The following is a 21885-nucleotide window of genomic DNA, read 5'->3' as shown; positions in this document are numbered from 1 at the left end:
CGGGTTAAACGAATGAATAACGATGATATGAAGCAAAATAAAAAGGTCCTTGTATTTCTTCTGAAAGCATTTGAAACCATGGAATTCAGTGCGTTTATCGATGTGCCCGGCTGGGCGCGGAATGATTACGGTCACCCGTTAAAGGTTCATACCTGTGGTTTTACCAAAACTGTTGTGAGTACATTTAATGTAACGGTGACCGTGGATAAAACCATTGATGAAATAAGCGCTGACGATTATGACGCGCTGGCCATACCGGGCGGTTTCGGTGAATTTGGCTATTACGAAGAAGCGTATGACGAACGGTTTCTGGATCTGATCCGGGAATTTAATGCGAAAGGCAGGATCATTGCCACAGTTTGCTCAGGGGCAATGCCCGTTGGGAAAAGCGGTGTATTAAAGAACCGGAAAGCAACGACATACCATCTGAAAAACGGATTCCTGCAAAAGAAGCTAAAGGCCTTTGATGTACAAATTGTAAATGAACCGGTGGTAGTTGATGGCAATGTGATTACCTCGTATTGTCCTGAAACTGCACCATATGTGGCATTTGAATTATTAAGGCAACTGACTTCGGAAGAAGACATGCTGGTCGTAAAAAAAGCCATGGGGTTTTAATAGCCGGAGCGAAACGAACCAAAACCAACAGGACCAGCAAATTGATTCTGAATACACAGCGGTTGTTTGCCGGGTTTCTGAGCGCTTGTTTTATTGGCTCAACGGTGAACGGAATTGCTTTTATGAAACCATTTCAGATCAATTAAAATAACCTTTTATACGCAACCATATGGATTATACCATTCAGCCCTACAGAAAAGGACAGGAACAGGAAATCAGCAGACTGATCAGGAAGGTATACGATGAATTTGTGGCTCCGGATTATACAGAAAACGGGAATACGATCTTTTATGACTGGATAGCGCCTGAGAAGATTGCGAAAAGACAGAAAGATCAGATAAACCTGCTCGTTGCATCCATCGGTACGGTAATAGCAGGGATGATTGAGATAAGAGATAACCGGAATGTGACCTTGCTTTTTGTGGATAAAAAATACCATGGGAAAGGTATGGCAGGAGCATTATTCAGATCAGCATTACAGATGTGTCTTTCCAGAGATAAGGATCTGGATACATTTTATGTACATGCCTCTCCCTTTTCCATTCCGGTTTACGAACGGTTAGGATTTAAAGCGTCCGGTGAAATACAGGAAGAACAGGGAATTACATATCTGCCAATGGTAATGGATGTATGTCTTTATCTGTCGGGACCTCCTCAAAACAGCATCGGTGCTGTAAGGTAATCCGTTTTTCAGACGCCAATAATTTATAGGAATGGTTAATATTATCATTTTTTACTTATCTTGGTCAAACCAAAAAGAATAGCCTCTCTCTCCCCCGTATACTTACAAAATCAGAATAACGTAAGCATCATAACAACACCATTAAAGATTACAACCATGTCATTTCAAGCGTACTTAGACAATATTCAGACAAAAACGGGAAAATCACCTGAAGACTTTAAAAACTTAGCCACTCAGAAAGGATTTCTGGAGAATGGCAAGCTAAAATCCGATGTAAAAGCCGGACAGATTGTACAGTGGCTCAAAGATGATTTTGAACTCGGACATGGCCACGCCATGGCTATTTATGCCCTCTTTAAAGGAAAAAAGAATTAATCAGGAAACATAAAATAAACAGATATGAAAAATGAAAATCCGGTGGTTTGGTTCGAAATTTACGTCAATGACCTGAACAGGGCCAAAACGTTTTACGAAACAGTATTTAACTTAAAACTGAGTGAAATGCCCATGCCTGATACAGGTGAAAACATGCAGATGTTGTTTTTTCCGGCCGACATGGAGTCCAAAAACAGGGCATCAGGCGCACTGATAAAAATGGAGGGATTTGAAGCAGGTGGAAACAGCACCATCGTCTACTTTATGAGTGAGGACTGCAGCATAGAAGAAGCACGGATTGCCAATGCAGGAGGTACGGTTTTTAAACCGAAAATGTCGCTCGGAGATTATGGATCCATGGTGCTTGCTATTGATACCGAAGGCAATATGATCGGGATTCATTCCATGGCTTGAATCCAAATGTCCTGTTTTGTGCACCTAAACAGTAAGGCGTGCGGAATACGCATCATTATGGAATCATAATTCATTTCGGTATAAGGCAGGAAGTGGTAAGCAGGTAAAAATCAAGTGAATATTTTTTGATCTGTAGTGATGCGAAGGTCCTGCAGAAACTTTATTCATGGTTCACAAATAAAATGAATACCATGCAGTTTGATGAGAATAACAAAATTGTAAAGCTCTGTGCTGAAGGCATGGACAGGGAAGGCCTGGGACAACATGATGAAGCACTTCATCTTTTTACACAAGCCTGGAATGAAGCATCGGATGACGTTGAAAGATTCATATCCGCACATTATATAGCACGACGCCAGAAAACGATTGAAGATAAGTTGAAATGGGACGAGACTGCTTTACAACTGGCTCTCAAAATAAATGATGAAACCGTAAAAGAAGTTTATCCTTCCTTATATTTAAATATTGGCAAATGTTACGAAGATCTGAACGACGTTGACAGTGCCAGGAAAAATTATGATCTGGCCCTCTCCTATGCAGGTTTTTTACCGGATGATGGGTATGGAAACATGATTAAATCAGGAATAACTCAGGGAATTAAACGGGTTTCAAATAATTAATAAAACAGGTCCCGCTGGTATAATACAACATGTAAATACAGAAATATCAAAATTGATTCGTAATCACCAAAAATTTACAAAACCGATGAAACAACAGATAATAACTTTTCTGACCTTTCAGGAAAACAATGCAGAACAGGCCATGAACTTTTACGTGGCCTTATTCGACAATTCCAAAATTATTGATATCCAACGTTGGGGAAAAGATGGCCCTGTAAAAGAAGGCGCTATTATGAAAGCCACCTTTGATTTAAACGGAAGAACATTTATGTGCAGTGACAGTCCGCCTGTCCATGCCTGGACTTTTACACCGGCTGTTTCAAATTATGTGGAGTGTGAAGATGAGGCAGAGATTGACAGGCTGTTTTTAAAACTCTCGGATAATGGAACAGTCACCATGCCACCGGATAATTATGGGTTCAGCCAGAAATTTGGATGGGTAATCGATCAGTTTGGCGTGTCGTGGCAATTGAACCTGCAGTAATTCGCAAAATCTCAACATTTTACACAGGGTGACTAAAGTTGTCATTTTTTATGTAACTTAGTAACATTATTCAGAAAGACCCCTTTCTCCCGGATGTTTGCATATATTAACAGTCATGCGTCGGTACGATGCTAACACACTGGCATGGCGTTCGCAAGATCCGGTAATAACCTCACAACGAAAACTTATTAATGAATGAACCGGGGAATTTTCCCTGTGCGTCCTTATTTGGATATGTACTATACATGATCACAATCTTTAGAAATATCCGTAAAAAACTGGCTGCCGAGCAAAAAATCACAGCTTATTTACGCTACGCCATTGGTGAAATTTTACTGGTTGTTATAGGAATTTTAATAGCGCTGCAGGTGAATAACTGGAAAGAAGACATAAAAAATATTGAGCTCGAAAGGAACACGTTGGAAAACATAAGGTCGGATTTGGTTTTACAGCAGGAAGTAATAAACGAACAACTTCATTTTGAAAAACTTATGATTGCTAAAACCGACACTGCTTCCCTGTATTTGTCATCTTCATTACCATTGGAAAAACTCAATTCCCTCCTGGAAAAATTATCCGAACGACGGACTTTTATTGCAAATAAAACAAGCTATACCGGCATGAATAAAAACGGAGACAAAAAGCTTTTCAGAAATTCCGGACTGCAAAACGCAATAGCGCGTTATTATCAACAACTGGATTACATGACACAGGTAATAAATAATAATAATCTATTTATTATCGACAGACAGTTTGGCACATTTTTTTCCAGTAATTCTTTAAATATCAAATTAACTGAAGATGGAAAAATTGATAATAAACAGAAACTCACAACCGAAAAACGGTTACAACTAAAAAACCAGCTACAGGTAAGAAAAACGGTATCAGAAAATATTTACAGGCTTTGTCATGAACAACAGGAAACAACTCAATATGTAATTCAACTTATTGACAATGAACTTCATTAACACAATTTTCAATTTACAATGACCAGGATTTTCAGAAACATCCGGCAAAAACTGGCCGCCCAAAACAAAGTTGCTGCCTACCTGCGTTATGCCATTGGCGAAATTCTGTTGGTGGTCATTGGAATCCTCATCGCCCTTCAGGTTAATAACTGGAACTCCATCAGAATAGAAAAAAATAAGGAATCTGTTTATCTCAGAAATATTGAACGGGACTTAATAGAACAGCGTAAATCAATTGATGATCAGCTGAAGACTGAATTAGTTTTTTCACAAATGGCAAAATCAATTTTAACGTATTATAAAGCATATCATAAATTCAAGGTTGATAGTTCTTTTACATCAGCAATTGGAGGCTTATGCGACCGAAGAACTTTTGTAAAAATCAATCCGACTTACACTGAACTGCTCTCCTCCGGAAATGTAGACATTATCAGCAATAATAAATTTAAAGGTGAACTCATAAACTACTACCAGGAATTAGAACGTTTAGAGCTGATAATCAATAAAAATAACAATTTATTTACGGATGCCGTTTTTGTACCCGGTGTGATGAGATTGAGTGAACTTCAAACCTCTTCTGTTTATGATGACCTGTTAACGTCGAATTTACTGAGCCAACAAGTAAAAGATTCGCTGGAGAACTACGTCCGGTTGAACGAAAAAAATTTAAAAGCGATTACCGCTTCCCAACTGGAAAATCCGGCCAATCAACTGATTATGATAAACTTAATCAATTACAGATACATAACGGCAAATATTCATTACGCGTTTCTATTAAACCAAAAAGAAAAAACACAAAATTTAATCGATGAATTAAAGATTCTGTTGTCAGGTTAAAGCTTCAGAGATTCCTCGCTTCACCCACCCGGAATGACCGGCAGTTGCTGGCCCTTGGGCTGGAGGATGGGGTGTTTTTCGAATCTGAAGCAAACCAACCCATCCTCCAGCCCCATATGAACCTAAGAGACTGTCATTCTGAGCGTAATAAAATGAAGCGAAGAATCTTTAAGTAATATTGATGTTTAACCGGACAACAATGAATTAAAATAGTATTCCAAATATTCAAAAAAGTCTGTCTAATGAAAAGAACAGGAATTTTAATCGTGATCTTTCTGATTGCAACCAGCGGAATCAGTGGTCAAAGCAGCCAAAAAATCGGGCAACAACTGGTGGCGTTCATGCATACCCTGAATGCTGATCAGCTACAAAAGGTCAGTTATCAGTTTAGCGACACATCGCGGACAAAATGGACAAACCTGCCTGTCGGCCTTGCAAAACGGCCGGGCATCCGGTATGGTGATTTGTCAGAACAGAGCAAGATTCAGTTTCATCATGTGCTGACAACCCTGTTAAGTTCACAGGGTTATTTAAAGACCACGGGCATCATGATGCTGGATGATATTTTAAATGAAGTGTATGAGACGGCCTACAAAAAGAAGGAGATCAACGATGAAGCAATGAAGTATCTGAGGGACTTGAACTGGAAGTATGGCAATTATTACATCGCCATCTGGGGCCAACCGGGCGGAACTAAACCGTGGGGATTTCAGTTTACAGGCCATCATATTTCCATCAACGTCTCTGCCCTTGGTGATCATTTTTCGGTTACGCCATTTTTTCTGGGTACCGATCCTGCCGAGGTTCATACAACCAAATATGCCGGTCTGCAAATATTAAGCAAGGAGGAGGACTATGGTTTTCAGCTGATCAATGCCCTGTCAGAAGGTCAGCAGGCCATTGCGACCCTAAGCCGGGATGTTCCGGCAGATATTATCACCAGTCCTAACAGTTCACAGCGCTTGACAACTTACGAAGGGATTAAAGCGAGTGAACTGACGCCGGATCAACAGGAATACTTGAAGTACATTGTTACAGAATACATAAATAATCTGGAGCATGACAAGGCTCGTGAATACCTGGATAAATTTTACAAGACAGATTTGGACAGCATCTATTTTGCATGGATTGGAAGCTACGTGGCTCAGAAGGCTCATTATTATGTGATCAACAGCCCGGGCTTTATCATTGAATTCGATAACATGGGGTTTCAGCAGAACGGAAACCACATACATTCGATATGGCGGGAGAAAGGCAATGATTTCGGGGAAGACATCCTGAAAGAACACTATCTTGAGGATCATAATTATTAATCTTTTAAGGGGTCATATATGTTCCGCTTCTTTAAAAACATCCGTCGAAATCTGGCCGCCGAAAATAAGGCAGGAAGCTATATTCGTTATGCCATTGGTGAAATTCTGTTGGTCGTAATTGGAATTTTAATTGCCTTGCAGGTAAACAACCGGAATGAACAAAGAAAACATAAACATGAAGAAATACAGTTCCTGAAAGGTTTTAAGCGGACCTTAAATGAAGATTTAGAAAACTCAAATTGGATGCAGAAGCAATATGAGTTATCCGGGGAATCGATTAACATTCTTTTATCAGGTTTTGAACGAGATTTGCCCTACAATGACTCTCTTTCCTTGCATTTTGGCCGGATAACCCAAACCTGGAGGCTCGCAACCAACAACGAAGTATTTGAAACGTTAAAGTCATACAACTTAAACCTTATCTCAAATGAGAAACTACGCTATGAAATTGTAGGATATTACGCTTACTCGGACAATTATCTTAAAACTGATGTAAGCAGATATTTTTCAATTATTGAAGACGCCAGTAAAACTATTTTCAATACACGATTTAATGCGTTATGGAATGGAGACCAACAGAAATTTGAACAGACCGGAAATGTAATCGATTTAAACCCACGTATGATTCCGAATGATTATGACGGGTTGAAACATGACAAAGTGTTTCTCTATTTTTTAAGAAGTTTAAAAAATCAATATTACTGGATGATTGAACGGAATTTGAAAAAAGTTGATAAAGATGCAAATGCTTTGATTAAAGATATAGATAAGGAATTAAAGAAATTAGAATAGCTAAAGTACACCAAATGATTTCAATCTTCAGAAATATCAGGCAAAAACTGGCTGCTCAAAACAGGGTTGCCGCTTACCTGCGGTACGCCATCGGTGAAATTTTGTTGGTTATGACTGGAATCCTGTTAGCACTTTCAGTCAATCACTGAAATGAGAAAATAAAAATGAAGAAAAGAATATACCATGGAAAACAAAATTATCGGCTTAGCATTCCAATGTCATTGACCTGAGTTAAGAAGTGAAATACACTGATTATTTTTAACAGAATAAGAGCGAGCACTGAATACACCTGAACCCATAGCGGGTTGTATTTCGAGGTATAATAAGGGAAAGTGCGGTTTAAACTTAATATTAAAAAGACCTGTGGTTTCATTTGTATAACACATTCTGTAAACATTACTTAAAAATGTCCTCAGAACGATAAATTTTATTAACACACTGAATATACGACACATAAAATTTAAGGCTGCCATTATAAGTGCCTTAGCGTGCTGAATATGGCAGGATACCGTTATACCCATCCCGCTTTTTGGGAAAATAATCCCCATAATTGATATAAAAAGACTATTGATTGTTAATTATTTTTAACAATTTCGTATATTGAAAAGTCGCTATTGATGAGAACAAGATAAAAAAACCACATGCTTTGAATCAACATGTGAATTAAAACCTCAAAGACTTTACGCATAGCGAAATTTTATAAACAGATTGAAACAATTATAATTTACTTAACTAAAAAAGTATGGCAAATTTTATGAAAAAATCCCTTTTGCAACCCGGGTTTTATATTTCCCGAAAGGTTGCAGTAACAATTGCAGCACTTTTAATTACAACGTTTGGCGTTTTTGCACAAACTCAAACAGTAAAAGGTAAAGTTACAGACTCTAAAACCGGAGATCCACTTCCGGGAGTAAATGTCGTAGCCAAAGGAACTGCAACAGGTGTAATTACCGACATTGATGGTAACTATACATTCAATGTTCCGGATGGAACAGCGGTTATCGTCTACTCTTTTATTGGTATGCAGACTGTAGAAATTCCATTTACAGGTCAGTCAACCATTAATGTAAAACTGGAAGAATCAAGCATAGGTCTGGACGAAGTTGTTGCCATTGGTTATGGTGTGACAACCAAACGCGATTTAACCGGTGCTGTTTCTTCAATCAAAACAGATGAACTGGTACAGACCCCTGTAGCAAACGTTGCTCAGGCAATGCAGGGTAAGTTATCGGGTGTTACAGTAAGCGCCCAGGACGGCCGACCGGGTGCTGATATCAAAATTCGTATCCGTGGTGGAGGTTCTATAACACAATCTAATGATCCTCTGGTTGTGGTTGACGGTATACAAGGTGTTTCACTGAGCGAAATCCCGGCAGATCAGATTGAATCAATTGATGTACTAAAGGATGCATCTTCAACAGCAATATACGGTGCAAGAGGAGCAAACGGTGTTATTCTTGTCACCACAAAAGGATTGAATAATCCGAAAGGTACCACCAAAGTATCTTACAGTACATACATGCAGTCAAAAGAAATAGCCAAAACGCTTGAACCACTGAATACCCAGGACTATCTTTTACATGGCTGGAGTTACATGACTGCCATGCAACAAAGCTGGGGTGATGATTTTGCTTTGTACTACGGACTTGGAACAGCGAATGTAAACGCTTTGGGTCATTCAGGAATGGATGCATGGAATGATTACGCGAGTGTTCCGATTCATAATTACACAGATGATTTATTACGTAGTGGCTGGTTATCAAGTGAACACAATATCAGCGTATCAACAGCAACGGAAAAAACCATGTTTGCGATTAACGCAAATACAATTACAGATGATGGTATTAAAATCAAATCAGGTTATAAGCGTCATAATCTTCAGTTTAAACTGGATCACGAATTGTATAAGAATTTTAAAATCGGTTTAAACCTGAATTATATTCAAAGTCGTAATGAAGGTAACGAAAGTACATCGAATGGTGTAGGTTCAATCTTATCTTCTGCCTACCGGTTCAGACCTATTGATAATCCTCTTGGTCAGTATGATCCGATTCCTTCCGGTTTTGGTAATGGTGACGTAAATGTGGATATGACATATGATCCGTATCAGGAAACTATTAATATTGAAGACATAAGATATCTTCAAAGATTCAGAGGCTTAGGTTATATTAACTGGGAGGTGGTTAAAGGGCTTACACTGAGAACTGAAATTGGAGGTAGCCGTCGATATAATGAGAATCAATACTATAATGCGGGTATTGCGTTACCTGATGCAAACAACAGGGTATCTGACAGAAGAGCCAGAATAGACCTTGGCAGAGGATATTCATACCGTTCAACAACTACAGCATTCTGGAAAGTACAGGGCCTTGGGGAACATGATCTTAGCATTCTTGGTGGTATGGAGTTTACGAAATCACAGGGAACAACATCCAGAATATTCGGACAGAGCTATCCTGCAAACTTTGATTTTGAAACTGCCATTGCAAAAATACAATTTGCTGAGATTTCAACATTCGACGAAGAATCAGGATTATACCCGATCAAAAAACTGAATTTTGATTTCTATAACGACATTGGTGTTGCTTCCACTACAAACTCTTATTTTGGACGTTTAAATTACGGATTTAAAGGCCGTTACTTATTAACCGCAACAATGAGAGCTGATGGATCATCAAAATTTGCACCTAACAAACGTTGGGGATATTTCCCTTCAGGTGCTTTGGGATGGCGTGTATCCGATGAAACTTTTATGGAGAATACGCAGGGATGGCTTGATAATTTAAAACTACGATTATCTGTAGGATCCGCAGGTTCTGATAATATCCCTTACAGTGCTTGGAATGCATTATACTCTGTAAACTTCTCTGATAATGGTGTTATTACATACGATGCTATCGGTGTATATCCTAATCCCGACCTTAAATGGGAAACAACCGTATCAAGAAACATTGGGTTGGATTATAGTGTATTCAACGGAAGAATTTACGGTTCATTTGAATTGTACTCAAATTATACGAAAGACCTATTGGGAGAAATTCCAACATTACCGGCAAGTGGTTTCACAACCAAATTTGAAAATATAGGTAAAACGTCCAATAAAGGGATTGAAGTTGCATTTAATGCTGATATTATTCGTAAAAAAGACTTCACTGTCAGCTTTAATGCAACTTATAACTATAACAAGAATAATATTGAAAAACTGAAAGAAGGTATAATTACCGCCTACGGAACGGATTGGAATTCAACGTCAACTTATCCAAGAAAAGAATTCCTGTTCAAAGAAGGAACTCCTGTTGGAACTGTACAAGGTTATGTATATGAAGGCTATTATAATACCAGCGACTTCAATTATGACAGTAATTCCGGACAATACACTTTAAAGGATGGTGTGCCTTATTACGATAATTTCAATGAAATAGGTAACTATCCTAACCCGTTCAATGTTGTACGTATGGACTCTACAGGAACTGCTGTTGATGTATCGACACAAATATTCCCGGGTGCATTAAAAATTAAGGATACCAATGGTGATGGAAAGATTACTTCAGATGATGCAACTACACTTGGAGAGGTCATTCCCCGTCATACCGGTGGTTTTGGTTTAAATGTTTACTTTAAGGGTATTGACCTTAGCACAAGCTTCGCCTATGCATTGGGTGGACATGTTTATAACATCGCAAAACTCCTGAATACTACAGGAAGAAAAGACTACACTTTTGGATCAAACAGTTTAAGTTTCATAAAAGATTCGTACAAGTATTACAACATTAATGAATCCGGTGATCTCGTAGCTGTAACAAATCCTGATCAACTGAATGCAATAAATATGAATGCAAGATACCACACACCTTATCAGGAATTTGGTCTGGTACTTTCTGAATGGTTTGAGAAATCAGATTATCTACGTATGAATACCTTAACTGTTGGGTATTCGTTACCGAAACAGTTAACCAGTAAAATATCAATTGACAGAATTCGTTTGTATTTTACCGGAGGTAATCTGCTTACTATTACAAGCTTTTCAGGTCTTGATCCGGAGGTCAGTACAAACGAAGGCAAAGGAGAATATGCGACTCCAGGGCTTAACTTTGGCGCATATCCAAGAGCCAGAACATATACTTTTGGGTTAAATGTTGATTTTTAATTTTAACAGAGAATAATTTAATACATATGAAAAGGATAGTATATATTTTAACGATCATAGGAGCAGTACTCATCAGTACTTCTTGTAAGGATTTTCTTGAGCAATCATCACCTTCAGACACAACGCTGGGCGATGTACTTTCTGATCCTTCAAGTGCAATGGCTTTACTGGACGGAGCTTATGATGTATGGAGAGACAGTAGAATTCACTCAAACGGTATGTTTTACGAACTGAGTGTATGTAGTTCAGATGCAGAACGTCATCCTGAGAAATATGCGGATCAGGAACGCCATATTCCTGAAAATTTATATTACGGAGGAACGTCAGCATGGGCAAATATTGATATCGGTCAAACAGGATGGGAAAGAGGTTATAGTGTGATTTCAACCTGTAATCAGCTCATCACAAACTATGAAGCCACCGATTTATATCAGGAATGGATCACCAATGGAACGCCAACAGATCTTTCCAATATTTATGGTCAGGCTGTTACACTTCGTGCAACCATTTATTATGAATTAACCCGGTATTTTGGAGATATTGTTAACCAGGTTTCCAGTCTGGAAGTTGACTCTTTTTTAACCGGTCGTGACTACATATGGGAATACCATATTAAAGAGGTTGAAAAAGTGATCCCGCTGATGTACCGTGCCGGTGAAAATGAACAATCCGTAAAAACAAGAATGACACGTACATATGCAGAAGGACTTGTAGCAAGATTATGTCTTTTTGCAGGAGGATACTCCACACGTAGAACAGATATGGGGGCTGATTTCTACCACGATCTGGATGGCAATACCATTTCGTTTGAAACAATGGGTGCTGAAAATAATGGTGGTATTTATGAGCGTCGTACAGATTATATGAAATTCTACGAAAAAGCTAAAAAATATCTTACTGATCTGGTTAACAACCCGGGTGGAGCAGAGTTAATCACTTCTGATCCAAGAGGTACAGGTGCCAATGGGGAAGCTTTCGGAAACCCGTTCCAGTATAAGTTTCAACAGATGCTTGATCTTGATATATCAACAGAATCCGTTTATGAGATACCTGAAACTCAGGGTGTATACTCCGAAAGGCCTTATGCCTTTGGTCGTCCTTCCGGTGGAGGTGGATCCAATGCATTCCCATGTAAAAGTTATGGACAAAGCAGGATGCAACCTACGTTTTATTATGGCGATTTTGATCCGGATGATATGAGACGTGATGCAACAGTAGCTGTAACATGTAGTCAGGGTAATGGAAGAGAAACGCTGTTAAACCTGAGTCCGGGTAACAAAACCAATGGTGGTTTTGGTAACAATAAATGGGATGAAAACCGCATGAATCCTCCGTATTATCAAAAACAAAGGGCATCCGGGGTAAACAATCCATATATGCATATGTCCGATGTTATTCTAATGCTGGCAGAAGTAGACGCTGTTTTAGGTGACGAGGCCGGTGCTAAAGAAAACTGGAAAAAGGTCAGAAGCCGTGCATTCCCTTCAGATATGCAGTCTGAAAAAGTCGATAATTATATCAACAGTAAATCGGGAGATGCTCTTCTTGATGGAATACTTACAGAAAGAAAATTTGAACTTGCAGGTGAAGGAATTCGTAAATGGGACATGATTCGTAACGGTAAATTACCGGAGATGATTGAAACACTTAAAGCAAATCTATCTGCTATGGTAGAAGGTCTTAAAACAAACGGGTATTATACATTCCCGAATGGAAATCAATTTCCCTGTTATGTATGGACCAAAGAAGTTGATGCAGGTTCCGAACTGGGTTACCGCTTAACTACTCAGTGTACCGATGAATCCAATCCGTTATTATTCCCGGGTTGGAGAGGCCAGTACAACGATTGGGAAAATGTTGGTGGTGCAGGTATAGGTGCCAAATATAATGGTGATTACAATACCAACACAGCAATCAAAGGATTATTCAGGTACATTGATCCTAAAAGTGCCGAAGCTGCACAACTCGAGGCTGAGGGATATGTAAGAACACGCTGGGGAGCCGACATAGTTGGATACAAACTGTCGGATGAGACAGGTGAATTTACCGATTTCTCAGACGAATATTCCACATATGTATTCCGTGGATATCAACAGGGGATAGCACCAATTTACATGTATCCTTTAACTGCACAAACCATATCAACTTCAGAAGGTAAAATCACCAATGGTTATGGTTTTCCACAGCAATAAAAGTTAAAATCAAAATAACTAAAGGGAGGTCCGTATGGGCTTCCCTTTTTGTTCTTTACTATAGAAATTTAACTTCCAACCCATATCATGATGAAAAAGACCACACTTCTATTCCTGGGAATTCTGGGCATTTCTATTTGCTCTGCGGAGATTCTTTTGGGTCAGACAAAAGATACCTTAAACGAAAGGATTAAGGAGACCATGTATAATGCCACACGGTTTATGGTGGACAGCGTCAGTACAAATGGAGGATATCTCTGGAATTACCTGCCGGATATGTCGAGACGCTGGGGCGAAATGGAGGCCTACCCTACCATGATATGGCTTCAGCATCCCGGAACGGTCAGCATGGGGCATATCTTTATGGAAGCATATCATACAACCGGTAACGAATATTATTACAAAGCAGCAGAAAAAGCAGCTGCAGCGATTATCTGGGGACAGAATCCTGAAGGTGGATGGAATTACATGGTGGATTTTGCAGGAGACAAATCGCTAAAATACTGGTACAAAACCATTGGAAAAAACGGTTGGCGACTGGAAGAATTTCAGCATTACTATGGCAACTCCACATTCGATGATGATGTTTCAAGTGATGCTGCCCGCTTTTTGCTGCAGTTATATCTTGAGAAACTGGATCCAAAATACAAACCATCACTGGATAAAGCCATAAATTTCATACTGGAAAGCCAGTATCCTGCGGGTGGATGGCCTCAACGGTATCCGCATAAAGAAGATTTTATAAAACAGGGATTTCCTGACTATACTTCATATTACACCTTTAATGACGATGTAACCTGGGAGAATATTCATTTCCTGATCCAGTGTTATCTGACCCTCGGCGAAGAACGTTTTCTTGAGCCCATCAGGAAAGGTATGGATTTTTACCTGCAATCACAGGATAGTTGTGGTGCATGGGCACAACAATTGGATATGGATATGAAACCCGCCAGTGCACGTACTTTTGAGCCATTAGCCTACTTACCTTCAACAACATGTGAAAACGCATTTCTACTTCTTCGTTTTTACCAGTATACAGGGAACAGAAAATTTCTCAATGGTGTACCCAAAGCAATCAGTTGGCTTGAAGCGACCAAACTTCCGGAGGATAAAACGGAGGGTGAACGGACCCATCCAACATTTGTAAATGTTAAAACGAATGCACCTGTTTATGTTCACCGGAGAGGATCGAATGAAAAATATGGACGTTACTATACAGATGAAAATGACAAGAACCTTCCATCCCACTATTACGGTAAAAGCAGGGTTCCATTGGAACAATTAAAAAAAGAATATAGCCGTATCGCTAAAATGCCTGTAAGTGAGCTTCTCAAAGATTCTCCCATAACGCCTGCCCCCTTTATGCATGAAGGAACACCCCAAAAATATTACAATCTTAACCGTTTTGGATATCGATTCAGCCCGGACAAAGCACAGGTCATTGAAATTATTAATGCGCTTGACGATCAACACAGATGGTTAATCAAACATGCAATGACCAGTCATCCGTATATAGGAGACGGCAAAGATCAAACAGAAACAGATGAATATGCCACAACCTTTGTTGGAGATGAAACCGATACTTCACCATACCGTGATCCGTCCGATCAGGAATATATCTCCACATCGCAGTACATAAGAAATATGCTGACCTTGATAAATTACCTAAAAAAAACAAAAAATGAAGAATAGTATATTATGGTCTGTCATAGCTGTATTAGTCCTGAGTTCATGTAATCTTTCCACTGAAAAAGCTGATCCTTCGCACCAGGAGACCGGGTCATATTTTGAAAACCCGGTATTGGGAGGAGATTACCCCGACCCGTCAGTATTTCGCGATGGAGAAGATTATTATATGACGCACTCCTCGTTTGAGTACTATCCCGGATTACTGATATGGCATTCCAAAGACCTGATACACTGGGAAAGGATTTCGCATGCGTTGCACCGCTATGTCGGATCTGTATGGGCACCTGATTTTATAAAATACAATAACCGCTACTTTATCTACTTTCCTGCAGGCGGCACAAACTGGGTTGTCACTGCAGATTCTCCGGCAGGTCCGTGGTCCGATCCCATTGATCTGAATCTTAGAGGGTTTATCGATCCCGGACACATGACAGATATCGAGGGGAACCGTTATCTCTACCTGTCTAAGGGGTTTATCGTCAGACTCTCGGAAGATGGCTTGTCCGTTCAGGGTGAACCGGAACATGTATACGATGGCTGGCAATATCCTAAAGAATGGAGCACTGAGTGTTTTTGTCTGGAATCACCTAAAATGACGGTAAAAGATGGTATTTACTACCTTACAGTTGCTGAAGGAGGAACAGCAGGACCTGCAACAGCACACATGGTTGTTTCGGCACGATCCAAATCACCTTTGGGTCCGTTTGAAAACTCACCTTACAATCCGGTAATCCACACAGAGAGCCGGGAAGAACGATGGTGGTGCCAGGGCCATGGGACCCTGGTTGATGATACGGAAGGAAACTGGTGGATCATGTATCATGGCTATGAAAAGTGTTTTCAAACCCTTGGACGGCAGACGCTGTTGTTACCCATTGAATGGACCGAAGATCTCTGGTTTAAGGTTCCGGATGGTATAAAAAGCTTTGATAAAATTAAGTCTCCTTCCGGCAGTCCAATCAAATTATCCGGCAGTTTATCCGATGATTTTTCGGGTGATGAACCCGGCCTGCAATGGCAGTATTTTCGCGATTATGACGCGAACAGAACCCGTATAGAAGACGGCAAACTGATTATGAATGCCAATGGCAACTCCTTTAAGTCAACAACGCCCCTTCTGGTGAATGCCGGAGACCGTAAATATGAAGTATCAGTAGAGTATAGCTTAAAGGGAGACGTTACATCAGGTCTGTGCCTTTTTTATAACGATGAAGGTAATATGAGAATCGAAGTCAGTAAATCAAGGTTCACTGTATTTAACCGGAATAATGCCAAGATAAGGGAATCAAATGCTTTCGGAGATCACGGATATCTGAAAATACTAAACGATGAAAATGAAATAAGCTTTTATTACAGTGATAACGGAACAAACTGGCGAAAACTGGAACGCAGCATCGATGCTACCGGATTTAATCATAATGTATTCGGAGGATTTATGAGTCTAAGACCGGGGATATATTGTTTTGGAGACGGACAAACGTCTTTTGACAATTTCGTTTACAAAAGTCTGTGAAGACAGCCTAGTTCTTTAACTGATCAGGATCAATAAATTTACTGAGATCAACCATATTGAACCGGTCTCCTTTAAATTTAAGATCAGCTCCTGATTCTGTGGCAACCTGTATTTTTGCATATTCACCATTAACCAGAATATCCAGCAACCGTTTCAATTCCAGTAAACTTTCATTATCACCGATGATAGATATTGCCATGCTCAAGGCAGAACGTGCTTCCTCCAATTCATTATTTTCAATACGCAGAGCAATAAGCATAACCCACACATCTTCCTGTTCAGGATTTAGCTTTAGTGAACGGGTAAAGGCTTCTGATGCTTCTCTTTTAAAACCAGAATAAAAATAGCTTTCTGCCATTCCCGTCCATGCCTCGTCATCAGTTTCATCCATTTCCAGAGCTTTTTTAAAACAATTTACACTTTCTATGTAATCCTTTGTAGATTGTTTGCAAAAGCCCAGACCAATCCAGGCATCATAAACTTCGGGTTCAGCTTCCAGAATTGAATAATAGGTTTGTTCCGCAGAAACATAATCCCCCAAACCTTCATAACACTCTGCCAGATAAATCAATACTTCCTCGTTATGGGTTTCGGTTTTCAGAAATTGCTGAAAGGAATCAAGTGCTTCCTGATATTTGTCCTGTCTGAGTAAGGCGATGCCCTTTTGAAATATGGCGTTGTAAAAGCCCGGATCAATAACCAGTGCATAATCAAAGGCCTCAACAGCCTTATCATAATCTTCATTGGAATTATGCGACATTCCCATGTTATACCAAGCTTCTTCATTATACGGATCTACATCCAGCAACTGATTGAGATAGGTTATGGCCAGATCCGACTTTCCGTTTTCTTCAGAATTCAGTGCCAGTTCAAACAGAAGATCTATATTAAACGGATTATGCATTAATCCCTTCTTCAGATAGTACAGTGCCACATTGGGTTGCTGTATCCCCATATACAGAAAAGCGATATCCAGGCACATTCTGTCTATTTCATCATCGCTTGTTTTTAGCAGATTTTCAAAAACATCATTCGCCGCCTGAAATTTATCCATGCGCAGAAGCAGCTCTCCTTCAAGCATAAGAACCTCTTCATCATAAATTTTAAAGCTAAGTTTTTCGATGATTCCCAGGGCAGTATTGTATTTCCCCATTTTATGCAGAACACGTGCTTTCCACAAAAATAAGCTTGTTGATCCGGGATGCTGTTTTAACCCTTCTTCAACAACAATCAGGCTCTTCTTAACCTTCATATGATTAAGATAGTATTCTGTCAGACTTTCAAACTCTTCAACATCAAAATATCCAATCTTTTGCTGGAAAAGCATATCCTCATAACGACTTACAACATCATTGTTGTGATTTCCGTCCTGATTAAACTGTTTTTGATGCATATATGCTATTTTGAACAAATTTTGTAAGATATTTTGGCTGTGACAATAGGTAATTGCCATAATTTTTAAAAATCACAGCGATAAAACTATTAAAGCACTCAAAAACTGTGTGTTAAGCCACCCATTAAGTATGTTAATATTTTAAAAAGTTATTAACACCCCACTTCGGCATACACCTTTTTATAACGGTTATAGGATAAAATGAGTAGTACTATCAGCAAAATCACCACATAAAATATCCAGGATGGAAGGGTATAAATACTACCGCCACCAGCATAGGAGTGCATGCCTCCCAGAAAATAATTCACTCCAAAGTATGTCATAAGGATGGTGGAAAATGCCAGTAATGATCCTGCAACGTAATAAAAACTTCCCTTTAAACCGGGAAGGTGATTAAAGTGCGCTACCAGACTGTACACCAGAACAGAGACGAGGCACCAGGTTTCTTTCGGATCCCATCCCCAGTATTTTCCCCAGGATTGATTTGCCCATACCCCACCAAGAAAACAGCCAATGGTAATCAGATAAAGCCCTGGAATCAGGATCATGCGGTTAATCACAATCAGTTGACGAATCGTTCCCGAAATTCGTGGTGCATTTTTTTCTGTAAGCACAGACATTAACAAAAGCGTTATTAAACCCAGCATAGCGCTACCTCCCAAAAATGCATAACTTGACGTAATTACGGTTACATGGATATTAAGCCAGACGGATTTCAATACAGGAACCAGAGGTGTAATCTGAGGATTCATAAAACTAAGATGAGCCACCATGAGTGCAGAAGCAGACAAAAGGCCAAGCAGGGCAAATGTTATATCAGATTTTCTGAAGAAGTAAATTCCAATAAGCATACTGATCCAGGATATAAAAATCATAGTTTCATAACCGTTACTTACCGGAACATGTCCGGTCATTATTCCCCGAAGCAATAAACCAAATCCATGAAAAACGGCCGCTGCAATCAGCAGAACGCCTAATCCTGTGGACAAATAACGGGAAAGTTTATTGCGATTCACCTGTGCAACAATGGCAACAATAAGAAACACAAAACTGATAAGCCCGTAAAACAGCGACAAGCGCTCAAACACATTCAGCTTGTTATACAGCAATTCGATGTTACGCATTCGGTCTGAAGGCAAAATATCTGATGCAAACTGTTTTTGCCAGCTATCCACAAAGTCCATGGCCTGTTTAAACTTTTCCGGATCATTACTGAAAAAATTCATATAGAATGCTGAAAACGCATTACCGGCCAGGCTATCCGCAGACATGAGGAGATCAGGCACCGACCTCAGATCAACCCATTGGTCCGCTGCTTTTCCGGGAAGCGGGAACAAATTTATTAATCTGCCCTGACGCAGCATGTTAAAAATATTCGCGCGCTCATCCAGTGCAAGGATATTGTTCTCCGTTTTAGTCCGCTCGGATGCTTGTTTTCGATAAATATTCTGAACAACGGTTTGCAGGATATATTTACCGTCATTAGTAAACAGGTCGTTATACGCAATATGGTTCTCCGGATTATTATCAAGAAAAGGAATTCCTGTTTCGCTCTTGTAAATAAACGGTATCGCTGAACTCGCTGAAGGGTTCCTGATAATTTCCAGAATTATGCCTTCAGCCTTCCGGTTCTTTTCTTCACTTTTTCTACTCACTTTTCGTAACAGATCACCGGCAAAAGTATTCATTGGTTTTATTCTTCCTTCATTGGTCTGTACCCAGACCTTTCCAAACATTTTTGCGACTTCAGGTGTAATCTGTGATTCAGCTTTAGCTGATAGAGGTAAAGCAGAAAGAAGCAAACCAATTAAAATGATCTGGGTATTTCTAACCTTTCCAAGGTATTTCAGGAAACGACTTTTCTTATCTGTAAGGGCTTTCAACATTCCAAGGGCAAGAAGCAAATACCCCAGATACGTAACGGTAGAACCAACAGGATCGTGGTTGACCGCCAGTACCGTCCCTAACTCATCCTCATCGTATGAAGCCTGGAAAAACCTGTATCCTCTGTATTTTAATATATGGTTCATATAGATGGAATAATCAAAACTGTTATTTCTTTCAGGATCATTAACCCTTACATAACTTATAAAGGATGAAGGACTTTGTGATCCGGGATAATGTTCCACAATAAAGCTGTCAAGCATAATCTTAAAGGGAAGGATGACCTTCTTTTTATCAACAGATAATAGAACTGAAACATCGTTGAAGTTTACCTGCGTTGGTGACTTTGGTGCATAATGATATACAAAAGCTTCTGCCACCTCACCATGATCACTTATCCTGAACTTTGTTACCGGGTACTGCATCTCGCCTTTTGCATATACTTCAGACTGAACCTTTAGTTCGTTACCATCGATATTCACAGTTTTATCATAGTAATCCTGATTAAACTTATTTGGCCGAACCGATTTGTGGTCCTCAAAGATTACAGATCCATCCTTAATAACCTGCAGGTTCAAAACAGTTTCAGCAAGCTGCAGCGTATCTGATGAACTTCCTTCCCGTATTCCTACATTACCTGTTTCGCCGGTAAAACGGGTTATTCCGGCTCCGATAATAATAACTGCAATTGAAAGGTGAAACAACATGATTCCAATCTTCCCTTTTCTGTAGAGCTTTGAATAAAAAATATTGACAACTGAACCTACAGCTATGTAGGCGAGCAGAAATTCAAACCATATTGCATCGTAAATAAGATACCAGGCTTCATCAAGCCCCTGGTAATACTCAATAAATGTTGCCACTGCTATAGCAATGGCAAAAATCAGTCCCAGCAAAGCCAGAATCCGAACTGAAAAAAGTTTATAGATTATATGTTTCATTTTATTGCCCTGAGCATTTCTCTTTTTCCTGGTGGTCCCGGCAGTCTTTCAACCGTAAAACCGGCCCGTTGTAACCGCCTTCTCACTTCTCCCTTTGCGCAATAGGTTACAAGGATTCCACCTACATTCATTGCTTCATACATGGTTTTAAAGATTGATTCTTCCCACATCTCCGGTTGTTTTTCCGGGGCAAAGGCATCAAAATATACCAAATCACAGCTTTCCATCCGGCTCAGTCCGGTTAAATCCACTTCCATCTTTAAAAGAGAAAACCGCTCTGTTATGTCCGAAACCGTATTCCATGGAGCACGATGTATATCAGAAAACAACTCCTTTACCGTATTGTTTGCATTTTCGGTATATTTTAATTGAATTATAAGATTGTAGTCCAGCGGATATTTCTCAAGCGCGGTATACCTCAAGGTAAGTTCGGGGTGCTTCATTACATATTCCATCGACAACAACGCATTGAGACCGGTTCCGAATCCAACTTCAAGAATCTGAATATCTTCTTTCTTCTTTTGAATTTCATCAAGCCCATTCTTAATAAACACGTGGAGTGATTCTCTCACAGCACCTTTGTAGGAATGGTAATGCTCATTTAATTCAGGGACAAATAATGTTCCTGAATTATCTCCGGTTTGTACAATTTTAAGTTCTCTCGTATTCATATCCTGTAAAACTAAAACCATTTTTAATAACCAGCCGGGATTTCTCAAAGATTTCCTTATTTTCAGACCAATTTGCGCAGTTTAAACATTAACATGTTCTAATCAGGAATGTTGATATGGCTATTCTATTGCCGTTTTATCCATTCAGAATTTGTTCCTTCCGTGGATAATATAATACTATTATACGTTTTAAAGTTATTTTTAAGTGTATTTTTAACAATTAATTTCGTCTACACGCCTCTGATGCCGGGCATTTCAGAAAAAATGATAACATATTTTTATGTTATACAGCATTATTTTAACATATTTTAATGCTCGAACATGTTGTCCAACATAATTATTTGTGTACTTT

17 protein-coding genes are annotated in these 21885 nt (G+C 39.4%); 14 read left to right on the top strand and 3 right to left on the bottom strand.

Features of this window, described 5'->3' with window-relative positions:
* Positions 1-12 precede the first annotated feature (12 nt).
* The 14 genes from ACE1EF_RS09135 to ACE1EF_RS09070 all read left to right on the top strand — a co-directional run bounded on the left by ACE1EF_RS09135 (position 13) and on the right by ACE1EF_RS09070 (position 16644).
* Positions 13-618 carry a DJ-1/PfpI family protein gene (locus ACE1EF_RS09135; protein WP_375720346.1) on the top strand — a complete coding sequence of 202 codons (606 nt, stop codon included), beginning with the start codon at positions 13-15 and terminating at the stop codon, positions 616-618.
* Between the two features lie 169 nt (positions 619-787).
* Positions 788-1300 carry a GNAT family N-acetyltransferase gene (locus ACE1EF_RS09130; protein WP_375720345.1) on the top strand — a complete coding sequence of 171 codons (513 nt, stop codon included), beginning with the start codon at positions 788-790 and terminating at the stop codon, positions 1298-1300.
* 156 nt (positions 1301-1456) lie between these two features.
* Positions 1457-1675, top strand: coding sequence for a DUF4287 domain-containing protein (locus ACE1EF_RS09125; protein WP_375720344.1), 219 nt, complete (start codon positions 1457-1459; stop codon positions 1673-1675).
* 24 nt (positions 1676-1699) lie between these two features.
* On the top strand, positions 1700-2089 hold the full coding sequence (locus tag ACE1EF_RS09120) for a VOC family protein (protein ID WP_375720343.1): 390 nt from the start codon (positions 1700-1702) through the stop codon (positions 2087-2089).
* Positions 2090-2280: 191 nt separating this feature from the next.
* Complete coding sequence (locus ACE1EF_RS09115) at positions 2281-2709, top strand: hypothetical protein (protein ID WP_375720342.1); 429 nt, start codon at positions 2281-2283, stop codon at positions 2707-2709.
* 85 nt (positions 2710-2794) lie between these two features.
* Positions 2795-3193 (top strand): VOC family protein, encoded by a 399-nt coding sequence (locus ACE1EF_RS09110; protein WP_375720341.1) that lies wholly within the window; start codon positions 2795-2797, stop codon positions 3191-3193.
* Positions 3194-3438: 245 nt separating this feature from the next.
* Complete coding sequence (locus tag ACE1EF_RS09105) at positions 3439-4161, top strand: DUF6090 family protein (RefSeq protein ID WP_375720340.1); 723 nt, start codon at positions 3439-3441, stop codon at positions 4159-4161.
* Between the two features lie 18 nt (positions 4162-4179).
* Complete coding sequence (locus ACE1EF_RS09100) at positions 4180-4998, top strand: DUF6090 family protein (protein ID WP_375720339.1); 819 nt, start codon at positions 4180-4182, stop codon at positions 4996-4998.
* A 242-nt stretch (positions 4999-5240) separates the two neighbouring features.
* Positions 5241-6311: a DUF3500 domain-containing protein gene (locus tag ACE1EF_RS09095; protein ID WP_375720338.1), complete on the top strand. Its 1071-nt coding sequence runs from the start codon at positions 5241-5243 to the stop codon at positions 6309-6311.
* Positions 6312-6329: 18 nt separating this feature from the next.
* Complete coding sequence (locus tag ACE1EF_RS09090; protein WP_375720337.1) at positions 6330-7103, top strand: DUF6090 family protein; 774 nt, start codon at positions 6330-6332, stop codon at positions 7101-7103.
* Between the two features lie 754 nt (positions 7104-7857).
* On the top strand, positions 7858-11250 hold the full coding sequence (locus ACE1EF_RS09085) for a SusC/RagA family TonB-linked outer membrane protein (RefSeq protein WP_375720336.1): 3393 nt from the start codon (positions 7858-7860) through the stop codon (positions 11248-11250).
* 26 nt (positions 11251-11276) lie between these two features.
* Positions 11277-13442 (top strand): RagB/SusD family nutrient uptake outer membrane protein, encoded by a 2166-nt coding sequence (locus ACE1EF_RS09080; protein WP_375720335.1) that lies wholly within the window; start codon positions 11277-11279, stop codon positions 13440-13442.
* A gap of 87 nt (positions 13443-13529) precedes the next feature.
* Complete coding sequence (locus tag ACE1EF_RS09075) at positions 13530-15134, top strand: pectate lyase (RefSeq protein ID WP_375720334.1); 1605 nt, start codon at positions 13530-13532, stop codon at positions 15132-15134.
* Entirely contained in the window at positions 15124-16644 is a 1521-nt protein-coding gene (locus ACE1EF_RS09070) for a family 43 glycosylhydrolase (RefSeq protein ID WP_375720333.1), read from the top strand. Before ACE1EF_RS09075 ends, ACE1EF_RS09070 begins: the two co-directional genes overlap by 11 nt.
* A gap of 7 nt (positions 16645-16651) precedes the next feature.
* Here ACE1EF_RS09070 and ACE1EF_RS09065 read toward each other — a convergent pair whose 3' ends face one another.
* The 3 genes from ACE1EF_RS09065 to mnmC2 form a co-directional block, all read right to left on the bottom strand.
* Entirely contained in the window at positions 16652-18037 is a 1386-nt protein-coding gene (locus tag ACE1EF_RS09065; RefSeq protein ID WP_375720332.1) for a tetratricopeptide repeat protein, read from the bottom strand.
* Positions 18038-18189: 152 nt separating this feature from the next.
* A complete protein-coding gene (locus ACE1EF_RS09060; RefSeq protein ID WP_375720331.1) occupies positions 18190-20862 on the bottom strand; it encodes a cytochrome c biogenesis protein in 2673 nt (890 codons plus the stop codon).
* Complete coding sequence (mnmC2, locus tag ACE1EF_RS09055) at positions 20859-21554, bottom strand: tRNA (5-methylaminomethyl-2-thiouridine)(34)-methyltransferase MnmC2 (RefSeq protein ID WP_375720330.1); 696 nt, start codon at positions 21552-21554, stop codon at positions 20859-20861. Before mnmC2 ends, ACE1EF_RS09060 begins: the two co-directional genes overlap by 4 nt.
* Positions 21555-21885: the final 331 nt, after the last annotated feature.

It is taken from the genome of Quyinboa sediminis, assembly GCF_042219855.1.
Taxonomy (GTDB): domain Bacteria; phylum Bacteroidota; class Bacteroidia; order Bacteroidales; family UBA5342; genus JBHJHP01.
Note: the sequence above shows the minus strand (reverse complement) of the source record. Positions and strands in the feature narration are given on the sequence as shown.

Excerpts from the sequence above, each read along its gene's own strand:
- ACE1EF_RS09100 (WP_375720339.1), top strand. The coding sequence starts at position 4,180 with ATGACCAGGATTTTCAGAAACATCCGGCAAAAACTGGCCGCCCAAAAC.
- ACE1EF_RS09065 (WP_375720332.1), bottom strand. The coding sequence starts at position 18,037 with ATGCATCAAAAACAGTTTAATCAGGACGGAAATCACAACAATGATGTT.
- ACE1EF_RS09095 (WP_375720338.1), top strand. The coding sequence starts at position 5,241 with ATGAAAAGAACAGGAATTTTAATCGTGATCTTTCTGATTGCAACCAGC.
- ACE1EF_RS09090 (WP_375720337.1), top strand. The coding sequence starts at position 6,330 with ATGTTCCGCTTCTTTAAAAACATCCGTCGAAATCTGGCCGCCGAAAAT.
- ACE1EF_RS09125 (WP_375720344.1), top strand. The coding sequence starts at position 1,457 with ATGTCATTTCAAGCGTACTTAGACAATATTCAGACAAAAACGGGAAAA.
- ACE1EF_RS09080 (WP_375720335.1), top strand. The coding sequence starts at position 11,277 with ATGAAAAGGATAGTATATATTTTAACGATCATAGGAGCAGTACTCATC.
- mnmC2 (WP_375720330.1), bottom strand. The coding sequence starts at position 21,554 with ATGGTTTTAGTTTTACAGGATATGAATACGAGAGAACTTAAAATTGTA.
- ACE1EF_RS09085 (WP_375720336.1), top strand. The coding sequence starts at position 7,858 with ATGAAAAAATCCCTTTTGCAACCCGGGTTTTATATTTCCCGAAAGGTT.
- ACE1EF_RS09115 (WP_375720342.1), top strand. The coding sequence starts at position 2,281 with ATGCAGTTTGATGAGAATAACAAAATTGTAAAGCTCTGTGCTGAAGGC.
- ACE1EF_RS09120 (WP_375720343.1), top strand. The coding sequence starts at position 1,700 with ATGAAAAATGAAAATCCGGTGGTTTGGTTCGAAATTTACGTCAATGAC.
- ACE1EF_RS09110 (WP_375720341.1), top strand. The coding sequence starts at position 2,795 with ATGAAACAACAGATAATAACTTTTCTGACCTTTCAGGAAAACAATGCA.
- ACE1EF_RS09075 (WP_375720334.1), top strand. The coding sequence starts at position 13,530 with ATGATGAAAAAGACCACACTTCTATTCCTGGGAATTCTGGGCATTTCT.
- ACE1EF_RS09130 (WP_375720345.1), top strand. The coding sequence starts at position 788 with ATGGATTATACCATTCAGCCCTACAGAAAAGGACAGGAACAGGAAATC.
- ACE1EF_RS09060 (WP_375720331.1), bottom strand. The coding sequence starts at position 20,862 with ATGAAACATATAATCTATAAACTTTTTTCAGTTCGGATTCTGGCTTTG.
- ACE1EF_RS09105 (WP_375720340.1), top strand. The coding sequence starts at position 3,439 with ATGATCACAATCTTTAGAAATATCCGTAAAAAACTGGCTGCCGAGCAA.
- ACE1EF_RS09135 (WP_375720346.1), top strand. The coding sequence starts at position 13 with ATGAATAACGATGATATGAAGCAAAATAAAAAGGTCCTTGTATTTCTT.
- ACE1EF_RS09070 (WP_375720333.1), top strand. The coding sequence starts at position 15,124 with ATGAAGAATAGTATATTATGGTCTGTCATAGCTGTATTAGTCCTGAGT.